Consider the following 12,909-nt stretch of genomic DNA (forward strand, 5'->3'; position numbering starts at 1 on the left):
CCGACACATCACGAGGAGCAATGGACGTCGCTGTAGAGAGCCGTGTCGAACCGGGCCGCATCGGCGTCGCTCGCAAGGCGAAGGCGTACATCGCGCTGACCAAGCCGCGCGTCGTCGAGCTCCTGCTCGTGACGACCGTGCCCACGATGATCCTCGCGGCGAACGGCATCCCGAACCTGTGGCTCGTGCTGGCGACGGTCGTCGGCGGCTACATGAGCGCGGGCTCGGCGGGCGCGTTCAACTGCTACATCGACCGCGACATCGACCGCGTGATGCGCCGCACGAAGAACCGCCCGCTGGTGACCGGGGAGCTCTCCGACCGCGAGGCGCTCGTCTTCGCCTGGGCGCTGGGGATCGCCTCGGTGCTGGTGCTCGGCTTCTTCACCAACTGGCTCGCCGCCGCGCTCTCGGTCGCGGCCATCCTGCTCTACGTCGTCTTCTACACGCTCATCCTGAAGCGCCGCACCCCGCAGAACATCGTGTGGGGCGGCATCGCGGGCTGCATGCCGGTGCTGATCGGCTGGGCCGCCGTGACCGGTTCGCTCGACTGGGCCCCGTTCATCCTGTTCGGCATCATCTTCCTCTGGACGCCGCCGCACTACTGGCCGCTGTCGATGAAGTACCGCTCCGACTACCAGGAGGCCGGCGTGCCGATGCTCGCCGTCGTCCGCGGACGCGCGGTGGTCGGCCTGCAGGTCATCCTGTACGCGTGGGCGATGGTCGCGTGCTCGCTGCTGCTGATCCCGGTCGCGCACATGGGGCTGCTCTACACGGCGATCTCCCTGGTGACCGGCGGCTGGTTCCTTTACGAGTCGCACCGCCTCTACAACCTGGCCATCCGGCACGAGACGGTGTCCCCGATGCGGGTGTTCCACGGCTCGATCGCGTACCTGACGCTGATCTTCCTCGCGGTCGCGATCGACCCGCTGCTTCCCTTCTGAGGATTCTTCAGTCAATCCGTGCACTCCGGGGGTGACCGGCTCTAGCATGTGCGCATGAGCGCACCGTTGCTGGCGACGCGTCTGCGGACGCCGCGCCTCGTGCTCGACGCTCCGACGGACGACGACATCCCGGACGTGCTGGCCGCCTGCCTCGACGCCGAGACGCAGCGCTGGGTGCCGCTGCCCTCGCCGTACACCCGCGAGAGCGCGGAGTTCTTCGTCCGCAGCTACTGCCCGCACGGGCTCGCCAGCCGGCGCTACACGGTGTGGGCGCTGCATGAACGCTCGGGCGGCCGGATGCTCGGCGCCCTGGAGGTGCGGCGGGACGAGCGCGCCGGGTCCGCCTCGCTCGGCTGCTGGTCCGGTCCGTGGGCGCGCGGCCGCGGCTTCATGCGCGAGGCTCTGGGCGCGGTCGCNGCGCTACGCGCTGGATCCGGACGGCCTCGGCTTCACCAGCCTGAACTGGGAGTACGTGCCGGGCAACGACGCCAGCCGACGCCTCGCGGAGGCGGTCGGATTCGATTTCGGCGAGGGGATGCGCACCCTCGTCAGCCTGCACGGCGAGCCGCGCGAGGCGCGGGTCGGGACGCTACGCCGCGACGACGTCCGCCGCTGACGCCTCGCGGGCGTCCCGTGCGGCGACCGGAGCCTTGAGCGACAGGATCACCGCGGTCATCGCGGAGGCCAGCAGCGCCGCCAGGGTCATGTGCACGCCGACGAGGATGCCCGGCAGCCCGGTGTTCGCCTGGATGAGCCCGACCGCGATCTGGAGCACCTCGACCGCCAGCAGGTACTGCGTGAAGCGGTGGACCGCGGTCGCGCGGTAGCGCCACGAGCCGATCACCAGCACCAGGGTGAGCCCGAAGGTCACGTAGGCGGGGATCGCGTGCACGTGCTGCAGGATCTCGGGGTTGAGGCCGTTCCGCGGGGCGTTCGCGTCGCCGGCGTGCGGACCGCTGCCGGTGGTGAGGATGCCGACCAGGATGGTGACGGCGACGACCGCGCTCGTGACGTGCGCGACGGCGGCGAACCAGCCGGGCACGGCGCGGACGCGGGGACCGGGCACCGCGTAGACGCGGAAGACGAAGCCCGTGCAGGTCGCGACGAGGGCGATCGACACGACGAAGTGCAGCCCGACCACGTAGGGGTTGAGCCCGCTGAGCACGCTGAGGCCGCCGATGACCGCCTGCGCGGGGATGGCGAGGCCGGCGACGAGGGTCAGCCAGAACAGGTCCGGGCGCTGCTTGCGCATCCGCAGGATGGCGACGAACGCGACGATCGCCACGACGGCGAGCAGGGCGCTGAGCACACGGTTGCCGAACTCGATGAAGCCGTGGATGCCCATCTCGGGCGTGTTGACGATCGAGTCCGCCGTGCACTTCGGCCAGGTGGGGCAGCCGAGGCCGCTGGCCGTCAGCCGCACCAGCCCGCCGGTGCCCACCAGCACGACCTGGCCCACCAGGTAGACCCACGCGATCACCTTCAGCCGCGTGTCCACACGGTCGGGCAGCCAGGCGATGATGCGCTTCATGGTTCGGGGGCTTCCTCGGGTCTCGGACGGCGGTGCGGGTGCGGATACTCGGGCAATGCGCAGGCGCGCCTCTACTAATACCGTGCCGCACCTGTAGAATTGGTGGGTTCGAGGAACGCGCCATCCGGCGCGTGCGCGCGTCCGGTTTCTCCGGCCGTGGCCGGGGCATCGTGGCCCGTCTCCCCGAACAGTCTAGGTACGCACGTGGTACGCAGTCACCGCCACCCGCACAATCAGGACGCTCAGGAGCGACCGGCGTGAGCCGTGCGCTCCGAGGGGAATGAGCCGGACTGATATCCGGTTACGAGTGGAAGGAAACGAGGTAGATATGTCAGACATCCTGATCGATCGGCCCGAGCTCGCCTCTTTGGGGCAGTACGAGTTCGGCTGGGCCGATTCCGACGCCGCGGGATCCCTCGCACGTCGTGGTCTCTCGCCCGAGGTGGTGAAAGACATCTCGGCGCTCAAGAACGAGCCCGAGTGGATGCTGCAGCGCCGCCTCAAGGCCCTCCAGCTGTTCGAGCGCAAGCCGATGCCCACCTGGGGCGCCGACCTGTCGGAGATCGACTTCGACAACATCAAGTACTTCGTCCGCTCCACCGAGAAGCAGGCGCAGAGCTGGGAAGACCTGCCGGAGGACATCCGGAACACCTACGAGAAGCTCGGCATCCCGGAGGCGGAGCGCCAGCGCCTCGTCGCCGGCGTCGCGGCCCAGTACGAGTCCGAGGTGGTCTACCACCAGATCCGTGAGGACCTCGAGGCGCAGGGCGTCATCTTCATGGACACCGACACCGCGCTGCGCGAGCACCCCGAGTTCTTCGAGGAGTACTTCGGCACCGTGATCCCCGCCGGCGACAACAAGTTCGCCGCGCTGAACACCGCCGTGTGGTCGGGCGGCTCGTTCGTCTACGTGCCCAAGGGCGTCCAGGTCGAGATCCCGCTGCAGGCCTACTTCCGCATCAACACGGAGAACATGGGCCAGTTCGAGCGCACGCTGATCATCGCCGACGAGGGCAGCTACGTCCACTACATCGAGGGCTGCACCGCGCCGATCTACAAGTCCGACTCGCTGCACTCCGCGGTCGTCGAGATCATCGTGAAGAAGAACGCCCGCGTGCGCTACACGACGATCCAGAACTGGTCGAACAACGTCTACAACCTCGTCACCAAGCGGGCGACCGCCGGTGAGGGCGCGACGATGGAGTGGATCGACGGCAACATCGGCTCCAAGGTGACGATGAAGTACCCGTCGATCTACCTGATGGGGGAGCACGCCAAGGGCGAGACCCTGTCCGTCGCGTTCGCGGGCCCCGGCCAGCACCAGGACGCCGGCGCCAAGATGATCCACATGGCGCCGTACACGCAGTCGTCGATCGTCTCCAAGTCGATCGCCCGCGGCGGCGGTCGTGCCGGCTACCGCGGCGAGGTGCGGATGGATGCGAACGCGCACCACTCCGCCAACACCGTGCGCTGCGACGCCCTGCTCGTCGACACGATCTCGCGGTCGGACACGTACCCGGCCATCGACATCCGCGTCGACGACGTGCAGCTCGGCCACGAGGCGACGGTGTCGCGCGTGAGCGAGGAGCAGCTGTTCTACCTCATGTCGCGAGGGCTCCCGGAGGACGAGGCCATGGCGATGATCGTCCGCGGCTTCATCGAGCCGATCGCCCGCGAGCTCCCCATGGAGTACGCACTGGAACTCAACAAGCTCATCGAGATGGGCATGGAAGGCTCTGTCGGATGACGCAGATCGAGACGACGCAGACCACCGCGCCCGCCCCGACCCACATGCGAGCACCGGTTCCGGTGCAGAGCCGCGCCGAGCGGTTCACCTCCACCGAGGTCTCGGACTTCCCGGCCGTCACAGGCCGGGAGCCGATGTGGAAGTACACGCCCGTCGCGCGCATCCAGGAGCTCACCTCCGGTGACCTCGACGGCTCGCCGTACCCGTATTCTTTGACAAACGCAGGCGACGCGACCGCGGCGCCCGGAGTGACGACCGCCTGGATCCCGCGCGACGACGCCCGCGTCGGAGCCGCCGGAACGCCGGAGGACCGGGCGTCGGCCAACGCCTGGACCGCCTTCGACCAGGCGCTCCTCGTCTCCATCGGCGCCGACCTCAGCGGCGACCGCCGCGAGGTCACGATCGCCCGCACCGCCCTCGGCGGCGCGCCCCGCGCGGCGCACACCGTCGTGGAGGTCGCCCCCGGCGCGGTCGCGACGCTGATCCTGCAGAACACCGGCTCGGCGCACCTGACGGAGAACGTCGAGTTCCTGCTCGGGAAGGACGCCGACCTCACCGTCGTGTCCCTCCAGGAGTGGGACGACGACGCGCTGCACGTGGCCGCCCACTTCGCCGAGCTCGGCGAGGGCGCCCGCATCAAGCACGTCGCGATCACCCTCGGCGGCGGCGTCGTCCGGCTGAACCCGTCGGCGCACCTCGCCGGTGCACGTGCGGACGCCGAGCTGCTCGGCGCGTACTTCGCGGACGCGACGCAGCACCTCGAGCAGCAGGTGTACGTCTACCACGACGGTCCCGAGACCCGCAGCCGCGTCACCTACAAGGGCGCGCTGCAGGGCCAGGGCGCACGCACGGTCTGGATCGGCGACGTGCTCATCGGCCCGAAGGCCGTCGGCACCGACACGTACGAGCAGAACCGCAACCTCGTCCTCACCGACGGCGCTCGCGCCGACTCGGTGCCGAACCTCGAGATCGAGACCGGCGACATCGTCGGCGCCGGTCACGCGAGCGCCACCGGCCGTTTCGACGACGAGCAGCTGTTCTACCTGCAGTCACGAGGCATCCCCGAGGAGGAGGCGCGCCGCCTGGTGGTGCGCGGCTTCCTCGCCGAGATCGTCCAGCAGATCGGCTCGCCGGCGCTCCAGGAGCGCCTGCAGGCGAAGATCGAGGACGAGCTCGAGTCCTCGACGGTTACCGCGTCGGCGCCGTCCGACCCGACCGCCGGGGCCGAGAACTGATGGCGGGACAGCGCGCCGCAGCCGTCGCGGAGCTCGTCGAGAACCAGGCGACGCGCGTGGTGCTCGACGGCGTCCCGATCGCGGTCGTCAAGGACTCGTCCGGTGCGGTGCACGCCATCGGCGACACCTGCACCCACGGCGAGATCTCGCTCTCCGAGGGCTTCGTCGAAGACGAGTCCCTGGAGTGCTGGGCCCACGGCTCGCAGTTCTCGCTCCTAACCGGCAAGCCCCTCAACCTCCCGGCCTACGAGCCGGTCCCCGTGTTTCCCGTCGAGATCATCGACGGAGACGTCTTCATCGACCCCAGCGCCCCGAAAGTGAACCAGTAACCATGTCAGTCCTCGAGATCCGCGACCTCCACGTCACCGTCGAGACGGACCAGGGCACCAAGCCCATCCTGAACGGCGTCGACCTCACCATCAACGAGGGTGAGATCCACGCGATCATGGGCCCGAACGGGTCCGGCAAGTCCACCCTGGCGTACACGATCGCCGGGCACCCGAAGTACACCGTCACCCAGGGCAGCATCACGCTCGACGGCGAGGACGTCCTCGCGATGACCGTCGACGAGCGCGCCCGCGCTGGCCTGTTCCTCGCCATGCAGTACCCGGTCGAGATCCCCGGTGTGACCAACACGAACTTCCTCCGCACCGCCAAGACCGCGATCGCGGGCGAGGCGCCGTCCATCCGCACCTGGGTCAAGGACGTTCGCGAGTCGATGAACGCGCTGCGGATGGACTCCTCGTTCGCCGAGCGCAACGTCAACGAGGGCTTCTCGGGCGGCGAGAAGAAGCGCAACGAGATCCTCCAGCTCGAACTGCTGAAGCCCCGCTTCGCGGTGCTCGACGAGACCGACTCGGGCCTCGACGTGGATGCGCTGAAGATCGTCTCCGAGGGTGTCAACCGCGCCAAGGCGAACACCGGCCTCGGCATCCTGCTGATCACCCACTACACGCGCATCCTGCGCTACATCAAGCCGGACTTCGTGCACGTCTTCGTCGCCGGCCGCGTCGCCGAGCAGGGCGGCCCGGAGCTCGCCGACCGCCTGGAGGAGGAGGGCTACGACCGCTACGTCGACGCCCCCGAGCCCGCGTCGGCCTCCGCGGCCGAGCTCGCCGGCTCCTGAGGCCCGAGAGGTAGAATCCACACATGCCCGCCACGCTGAGCCCAGCGCTCTTCGACCAGGTCGAAGAGGCGCTGAAGAACGTCATGGATCCCGAGCTCGGGATCAATGTCGTCGACCTGGGCCTCATCTACGACCTGGCCTGGGACGACGAGAACAACGCCCTCATCATCTCGATGACGCTCACGAGCGCCGGCTGCCCGCTGACCGACGTGCTCGAGGAGCAGACCGCCGAGGCACTCGACGGCATCGTCGAGGCGTTCCGCATCAACTGGGTGTGGATGCCGCCGTGGGGTCCCGAGCGGATCACCGATGACGGGCGCGACATGATGCGCGCCCTCGGCTTCGCCATCTGACAACTCTCCCCAGCCATCCGTTCCTCAGTTTCTCCGCTGCACGCTCGGCGTGTCCCGGACTAACCGAGGAACGGATGGCTGCTGAACGAATGGAATCACTGTGCTTGCCGTGCAGGGCCTCGAACTGCGCGTAGGCGCACGCCTCCTGATGGAGGACGTGAGCTTCCGCGTCGCCGACGGCGACAAGATCGGCCTCGTCGGGCGCAACGGCGCCGGCAAGACGACGCTGACCAAGGTGCTCGCGGGCGACCTGCTGCCCACGGCGGGCAAGGTCGACCGCTCCGGCGAACTCGGCTACCTGCCGCAGGACCCGCGGTCCGGCAACCTCGACGACCTCGCGCGCACGCGCATCCTGGACGCCCGTGGCCTGGGGTCCATCGTGCTCGGGATGCAGCAGGCGACGCTCGACATGGCGAGCAGCGACTCCGGGGTGTCCGAGGCCGCGATGAAGAAGTACGGCCGGCTGGAGGAGCGCTTCCACCTGCTCGGCGGGTACGCGGCCGAGGCGGAGGCGGCGTCCATCGCGTCCAACCTGAACCTGCCCGACCGCATCCTGGACCAGCCGCTGAAGACTCTCTCGGGCGGTCAGCGCCGCCGCATCGAGCTGGCGCGCATCCTGTTCTCCGACGCCCGGACGATGATCCTCGACGAGCCGACCAACCACCTGGACGCCGACTCGGTCATCTGGCTGCGCGACTTCCTCAAGAACTACAGCGGCGGCTTCATCGTGATCTCGCACGACGTCGAGCTCGTGGGTGAGACGGTCAACCGCGTCTTCTACCTGGATGCGAACCGCCAGGTCATCGACATCTACAACATGGGCTGGAAGAACTACCAGCGCCAGCGCGCCGCCGACGAGGAGCGCCGCAAGAAGGAGCGCGCGAACGCCGAGAAGAAGGCCGGTGCGCTCCAGCTGCAGGCCGCGAAGTTCGGCGCGAAGGCCACGAAGGCCGCCGCCGCCCACCAGATGGTGGCGCGTGCGGAGAAGCTGCTCGCCGGCCTCGAAGACGTGCGCCAGGTCGACCGCGTCGCCAAGCTGCGCTTCCCGACGCCCGCGCCGTGCGGCCGCACGCCGCTGCAGGCCAGCGACCTGTCGAAGAGCTACGGTTCGCTGGAGATCTTCACGGCCGTCGACCTCGCGATCGACCGCGGCTCGAAGGTCGTCGTGCTGGGCCTCAACGGCGCCGGCAAGACCACGCTGCTACGGATGCTCGCCGGCGTGGATGCGCCGGACACCGGCCAGGTGGAGCCGGGGCACGGGCTCCGCATCGGGTACTACGCGCAGGAGCACGAGACCATCGACGTCGAGCGCACGGTGCTGCAGAACATGGTGTCGTCGTCGCCCTCACTGACCGAGACCGAGGCGCGGAAGGTGCTGGGCTCATTCCTGTTCACCGGCGACGACGCGCACAAGCCCGCCGGGGTGCTCTCCGGTGGTGAGAAGACCCGTCTGGCGCTGGCGATGATCGTCGTGTCGGGTGCGAACGTCCTGCTGCTCGACGAGCCGACGAACAACCTCGATCCTGCCAGCCGCGAGGAGATCCTGGATGCGCTCGCGCACTACGAGGGCGCGGTCGTGCTGGTCAGCCACGACGAGGGCGCCGTCGAGGCGCTCAACCCCGAGCGCGTGCTGATCCTCCCCGACGGCACCGAGGACCACTGGTCGCCCGACTACCTCGACCTCATCTCCCTCGCCTGAGCGCTTCCGCCCCCGTCGAGTACACGAAAAGTGCACGCCCCAAGCGTCTCGGNGGCGTGCACTTTTCGTGTACTCGACGGTGGGGGCGCGGACGAGAGCGTCAGCGGGTGGCGTCGAGGAGCTCGTCCTCGACGTCGGCGTCGGTGCGCTTCGCGCGACGGCGGCGCTCCCGCTCGGCGGCCCGCGCGCGCTCGGCGGGGTCGTCGGAGTTGCGGCGCCGGTACTCGGTGACGAGGGCGTAGCCGAGACCGAAGAAGCCGATCAGCGCGAAGATGATCCACTGGATCATGTACGACCAGTGCAGCCCCTCATCCTGCGTCGGGGGAGCGGTCACCGTGGGCGTCGGGGCGGTCGCGGGCGCCGGGTCCTCGCTGTCGAGCAGTCCGTAGGCGGACGTGTACATGTCCGCGCCGTCGAGCTTCTGCTTCACGACCGAGAGCTGGATGGTCCCCACCTGATCGCCGACCGCCGTGCGCCCGGCGATGGCCGGCTCGCTCGCCTTCAGCCGCGCCACCACGGTCACCGTGCCGGACGGCGCGGCGGGGACGTGGTCGGGGGAGTCGGTGCGGTTGCCGGTCGGCACCCATCCGCGGTCGACGATGAACAGCGAGCCGTCCGCGGTCCGCAGCGGGGTGAGCACCTCGAAGCCGGGACTGCCGTTGAACGGGCGGTTGCGCACGAGCAGCTGCTTGTCGCGCTCGTACGTTCCCGTGACCGTCACGCGGGTCCACTCCTGCTTGGGCGAGTACGCGCCGAGCGACGGCAGCTCTTGGCTGAGCGGCACCGGCCGCGAGTCGAAGTTCGCCGTGATCAGCGCGTTCGCCGCCGCGGCCTCCTTGCTGCGCGACAGCTGCCAGTTGGAGAGGAAGCCGCAGGCGATGGCGAACGCGATCGCGAACGCCAGGTAGCCCAGCCAACGGCGCGAGAAGGCGAACCGCCAGCCGGCGGTCTTCTGCTCGCTCACGCCGACGTCCTCGTGTCGTCGACCGCGACCATCCGCAGCGGGAAGTCTCGCGCGGCGAGGAACTCACGCAGGAAGTCCACGTGCTCCGGGCACGCGAGCCACACCTTGACGCGGTCCTCCGAATGGATGCGCGGGTTGCGCCACTCGATGCGCCACTCGGCGGTCTCACGGCAGCCGGCGCGCGAACAGGTCAGCGGCTCCGGCTCGCCGATCCCGATCACTGGCCCTCCCGAGGCTCTTCTCCGGGCGCCCGAGGTGGTGGTGGCGCCACAGGAACGATACTGCCTGGACGCTGAACGTCGACTCGACCCTGCTCCACCGACACGTTCGCGATGACCACCGCGAAGTAGGGGAGAAAGATCGCGAGGACCAGGGGGATGGCAGCCCACCATCCCGGCACGATGACCGCCGCGATCAGGCAGAGCACGCGCACTCCCATGGCGACCGAATACTTGATCATCCGGTGCCGTCGCTCCTCGTCGGGAGAGAGGGGGAGACTCGTGATCGACGGTGCTGAGGGTTTTTTCATGTGCGTTGCCTTTAGCGTACGTCCATAAACTGGGGTTGGGTCCCGCTCGGGACGAATCCGCAGGAAGCATCATTTCCAGAAAGGAAGCGCATGACCACGCCACGCACCGTCCTCGTCACCGGAGGCAACCGGGGGATCGGCTATGCCATCGCCGAGGAGTTCGTCGCGCAGGGGCATCGCGTCGCCGTGACCGCGCGTTCGGGCGAGGGGCCGGAGGGTGCGCTGACCGTGCGGGCGGACGTGACGGACGCCGCATCCGTCGACGCCGCCTTCACCGAGGTCGAGGAGAAGCTGGGTCCGGTGGAGGTCGTCGTCGCGAATGCGGGCATCACGAAGGACACCCTGCTGATGCGCATGACGGACGAGGAGTTCGACTCGGTCGTCGAGACCAATCTGGGCGGGGCGTTCCGCGTCGTGAAGCGCGCGAACAAGGGGATGCTGAAGGCGCGGTTCGGCCGCATCGTGCTCATCTCGAGCGTGGTCGGGCTGTTCGGCGGCGCCGGCCAGGTCAACTACGCGTCGTCCAAGGCGGGGCTCGTCGGCATGGCCCGCTCGATCACCCGCGAACTCGGGGCCCGCGGCATCACGGCGAACGTCGTGGCGCCCGGCTTCATCGAGACGGACATGACGGCGGCTCTGCCGGAGGCGCAGCAGGCCGAGTACAAGAAGAGCATCCCCGCGGGCCGGTTCGCCTCGGCCGGCGAGGTGGCGAAGGTCGTCACCTGGATCGCGGGCGACGACGCGGGCTACATCTCCGGAGCGGTGATCCCCGTCGACGGCGGACTCGGGATGGGGCACTAGCCCGAAGCGGGAGCCGTCGACGCCCGCCGTCAGCCGCGCAGGCCGAGCAGGGGCAGCACCTGGGAGAGGTCGGTGCGGTCGACGACGACGTCGGCCTCCGCCCGCACCTTCGGCTTGGCATTGAACGCGACGGCGAGTCCTGCCTCCGCCATCATCCGGAGGTCGTTCGCCCCGTCGCCGATGGCCACGGTCTGGCGCAGGTGCACGCCCGCGGCGGCGGCCCAGAAGAGCAGCGCCTGCGCCTTGGCGGCGGCATCCACCACCGGACCGTCGACCTCGCCGGTGAGCACTCCGTTGCGCACCACCAGGCGGTTGGCCCGCCAGTGGTCGAGGCCGAGCCGTTCGCCGATCGGGTCGAGCAGCTCGTGGAACCCACCGGAGACGACGCCGACGACACCGCCGGCCTGCTGGACGCCCGCGATCAGCTCCGGCACGCCGTCGGTGACGCGGATGCGCTCGCCCACGTGCTGGAAGACGGAGGCCGGCAGCCCCTTGAGGGTGCGGACGCGCTCACGCAGGCTGCGCTCGAAGTCGAGTTCGCCGCGCATGGCACGCTCGGTGATGTCCGCGACCTCGGTGCGTGATCCCGCCTCCTCGGCGAGCAGCTCGATGACCTCGTCCTGGAGCAGCGTGGAGTCGGCGTCGAGCACGACGAGCAGCGAAGCGGTTCGGCGGTGTTCGGTTGTGGTGGGTGGCGTGGCTGGCGTCATGGAACGACGTGCACTCCCTTGCCGACCACGGTGATGCCCGAGTCGGTCACGGTGAAGCCGCGCGCGCGGTCCCGCTCCGGATCCACGCCGATCTGCGCGCCCTCGGCGACCACCACATCCTTGTCGAGGATGGCGCGGCCCACGAACGCGTTCGGCTCGATGATCGCGCGCTCGAAGACGACCGAGTCGATCACCTTCGCGCCCGAGTCCACCTTCGCCCACGGGCCCAGCACGCTGCGCTCGAGGTGGGCGCCGGAGATCACCGACCCCAGGGAGACGATCGAGTCGATGGTCGTGCCGAGCGCGCCGCGCCCGTCCCGCACGATCTTCGCCGGCGGCGAGTTGAGCACCTGGCTGAAGATCGGCCAGCTGTTGTTGTAGAGGTTGAAGACAGGAAGCGCCGAGATCAGGTCCTGGTGCGCCTCGAAGAACGAGTCGATCGTCCCGACATCCCGCCAGTAGTAGCGGTCGCGGTCCGTCGACCCCGGCACGTCGTTGTTGTTGAAGTCGTAGACGGCCGCCTCGTTGCGCGACACGAAGTCCGGGATGATGTCGCCGCCCATGTCGTGGTTGGAGTCGGGCCGGTCGCCGTCCCGGATGACGGCGTCGATCAGGGCGTCCGCGTCGAAGACGTAGTTGCCCATCGAGGCGAGCACCTCGTTCGGCGAGTCGGGCAGGCCGATCGGGTCGCGCGGCTTCTCGCGGAACGCGCCGATGCGCGTGGGCCGCTCGGGCTCCACCTCGATGACGCCGAACTGGTCGGCGAGCCCGATGGGCTGACGGATGGCGGCGACGGTCGCGGGGGCGCCGGAGTCGATGTGGGCCTGGATCATCTGTCCGAAGTCCATCCGGTACACGTGGTCGGCGCCGACGACGACCACGATGTCGGGCTTCTCGTCGCGGAGCAGGTTGAGGCTCTGCAGGATGGCGTCCGCCGACCCGCTGAACCAGCGCTTTCCGAGGCGCTGCTGCGCCGGGACGGAGGCGATGTAGGAGTTCGTGATGCCGTCGAGCCGCCAGGTCTGCGACACGTGGCGGTCGAGGCTGTGGGACTTGTACTGGGTGAGCACGACGATCTGGCGCAGCTGCGAGTTGATCAGGTTCGACAGGGCGAAGTCGATGAGGCGGTACTGCCCGCCGAACGGGACAGCGGGCTTGGCCCGGTCCGCGGTCAACGGCATCAGCCGCTTGCCCTCTCCGCCCGCGAGGACGATGCCGAAGATCTTCTTGCCTGCTGCCATGTCCTCCACAGTAGAGGCGAAGTGTTCGCTGT

Annotated in this window: 15 protein-coding genes and 1 pseudogene; 10 read left to right on the forward strand and 6 right to left on the reverse strand. The window is 69.1% G+C overall.

Going from position 1 to position 12,909, the window contains the following annotated elements; translation table 11 throughout:
- The first annotated feature begins 20 nt into the window (after nucleotides 1–20).
- From ACTJI1_RS06855 to ACTJI1_RS06865, 3 genes and pseudogenes are all read left to right on the forward strand, one after another.
- Nucleotides 21–941: a heme o synthase gene (locus ACTJI1_RS06855; RefSeq protein WP_310129464.1), complete on the forward strand. Its 921-nt coding sequence runs from the start codon at nucleotides 21–23 to the stop codon at nucleotides 939–941.
- Nucleotides 942–995: 54 nt separating this feature from the next.
- Nucleotides 996–1,301: pseudogene (locus ACTJI1_RS06860) on the forward strand (GNAT family N-acetyltransferase); the annotation flags it as partial.
- 112 nt (nucleotides 1,302–1,413) lie between these two features.
- Complete coding sequence (locus tag ACTJI1_RS06865; RefSeq protein ID WP_440742194.1) at nucleotides 1,414–1,557, forward strand: hypothetical protein; 144 nt, start codon at nucleotides 1,414–1,416, stop codon at nucleotides 1,555–1,557.
- Here the strand turns inward: ACTJI1_RS06865 and ACTJI1_RS06870 are convergent.
- The gene (locus tag ACTJI1_RS06870) at nucleotides 1,531–2,472 is read right to left on the reverse strand and encodes a COX15/CtaA family protein (RefSeq protein ID WP_440742015.1); all 942 of its coding nucleotides are present in this window, start codon (nucleotides 2,470–2,472) and stop codon (nucleotides 1,531–1,533) included. The genes ACTJI1_RS06865 and ACTJI1_RS06870 overlap by 27 nt on opposite strands.
- Before the next feature lie 328 nt (nucleotides 2,473–2,800).
- Between ACTJI1_RS06870 and sufB the strand changes: the two genes are divergently transcribed.
- From sufB to abc-f, 6 genes are all read left to right on the forward strand, one after another.
- A complete protein-coding gene (gene sufB / locus ACTJI1_RS06875; RefSeq protein ID WP_310129460.1) occupies nucleotides 2,801–4,219 on the forward strand; it encodes a Fe-S cluster assembly protein SufB in 1,419 nt (472 codons plus the stop codon).
- Nucleotides 4,216–5,454, forward strand: a complete 1,239-nt coding sequence (gene sufD / locus ACTJI1_RS06880; protein ID WP_440742016.1) for a Fe-S cluster assembly protein SufD — start codon at nucleotides 4,216–4,218, stop codon at nucleotides 5,452–5,454. The genes sufB and sufD overlap by 4 nt, the downstream gene beginning before the upstream one ends.
- Nucleotides 5,454–5,783, forward strand: a complete 330-nt coding sequence (locus tag ACTJI1_RS06885) for a non-heme iron oxygenase ferredoxin subunit (protein ID WP_440742017.1) — start codon at nucleotides 5,454–5,456, stop codon at nucleotides 5,781–5,783. The genes sufD and ACTJI1_RS06885 overlap by 1 nt, the downstream gene beginning before the upstream one ends.
- Before the next feature lie 2 nt (nucleotides 5,784–5,785).
- Nucleotides 5,786–6,580: a Fe-S cluster assembly ATPase SufC gene (gene sufC / locus ACTJI1_RS06890; protein WP_310129455.1), complete on the forward strand. Its 795-nt coding sequence runs from the start codon at nucleotides 5,786–5,788 to the stop codon at nucleotides 6,578–6,580.
- A 23-nt stretch (nucleotides 6,581–6,603) separates the two neighbouring features.
- Entirely contained in the window at nucleotides 6,604–6,933 is a 330-nt protein-coding gene (locus tag ACTJI1_RS06895) for a metal-sulfur cluster assembly factor (RefSeq protein ID WP_301208424.1), read from the forward strand.
- Nucleotides 6,934–7,033: 100 nt separating this feature from the next.
- Nucleotides 7,034–8,632, forward strand: coding sequence for a ribosomal protection-like ABC-F family protein (abc-f, locus tag ACTJI1_RS06900; protein WP_310129453.1), 1,599 nt, complete (start codon nucleotides 7,034–7,036; stop codon nucleotides 8,630–8,632).
- A gap of 100 nt (nucleotides 8,633–8,732) precedes the next feature.
- Here the strand turns inward: abc-f and ACTJI1_RS06905 are convergent, their stop codons facing one another.
- From ACTJI1_RS06905 to ACTJI1_RS06915, 3 genes are read right to left on the reverse strand one after another with little or no spacing between them, the layout of a single operon-like run.
- Nucleotides 8,733–9,596: an SURF1 family cytochrome oxidase biogenesis protein gene (locus tag ACTJI1_RS06905; RefSeq protein ID WP_440742018.1), complete on the reverse strand. Its 864-nt coding sequence runs from the start codon at nucleotides 9,594–9,596 to the stop codon at nucleotides 8,733–8,735.
- Nucleotides 9,593–9,817 carry a hypothetical protein gene (locus ACTJI1_RS06910; protein ID WP_440742019.1) on the reverse strand — a complete coding sequence of 75 codons (225 nt, stop codon included), beginning with the start codon at nucleotides 9,815–9,817 and terminating at the stop codon, nucleotides 9,593–9,595. Before ACTJI1_RS06910 ends, ACTJI1_RS06905 begins: the two co-directional genes overlap by 4 nt.
- Nucleotides 9,814–10,125, reverse strand: coding sequence for a DUF3099 domain-containing protein (locus ACTJI1_RS06915; protein WP_440742020.1), 312 nt, complete (start codon nucleotides 10,123–10,125; stop codon nucleotides 9,814–9,816). Before ACTJI1_RS06915 ends, ACTJI1_RS06910 begins: the two co-directional genes overlap by 4 nt.
- Before the next feature lie 90 nt (nucleotides 10,126–10,215).
- Between ACTJI1_RS06915 and fabG the strand changes: the two genes are divergently transcribed.
- Nucleotides 10,216–10,926 (forward strand): 3-oxoacyl-ACP reductase FabG, encoded by a 711-nt coding sequence (fabG, locus tag ACTJI1_RS06920; RefSeq protein ID WP_440742021.1) that lies wholly within the window; start codon nucleotides 10,216–10,218, stop codon nucleotides 10,924–10,926.
- Nucleotides 10,927–10,955: 29 nt separating this feature from the next.
- On the opposite strand, the gene serB is transcribed toward fabG, so the two are convergent.
- Both serB and ACTJI1_RS06930 read right to left on the reverse strand, forming a co-directional pair.
- Complete coding sequence (serB, locus tag ACTJI1_RS06925) at nucleotides 10,956–11,636, reverse strand: phosphoserine phosphatase SerB (RefSeq protein ID WP_440742022.1); 681 nt, start codon at nucleotides 11,634–11,636, stop codon at nucleotides 10,956–10,958.
- On the reverse strand, nucleotides 11,633–12,877 hold the full coding sequence (locus tag ACTJI1_RS06930; RefSeq protein WP_310129443.1) for a glucose-1-phosphate adenylyltransferase: 1,245 nt from the start codon (nucleotides 12,875–12,877) through the stop codon (nucleotides 11,633–11,635). Before ACTJI1_RS06930 ends, serB begins: the two co-directional genes overlap by 4 nt.
- Between the last annotated feature and the right edge of the window lie 32 nt (nucleotides 12,878–12,909).

The sequence above is a fragment of the Leifsonia sp. 22587 genome, assembly GCF_052044215.1.
Classification (GTDB): Bacteria; Actinomycetota; Actinomycetes; order Actinomycetales; family Microbacteriaceae; genus Leifsonia; species Leifsonia shinshuensis_C.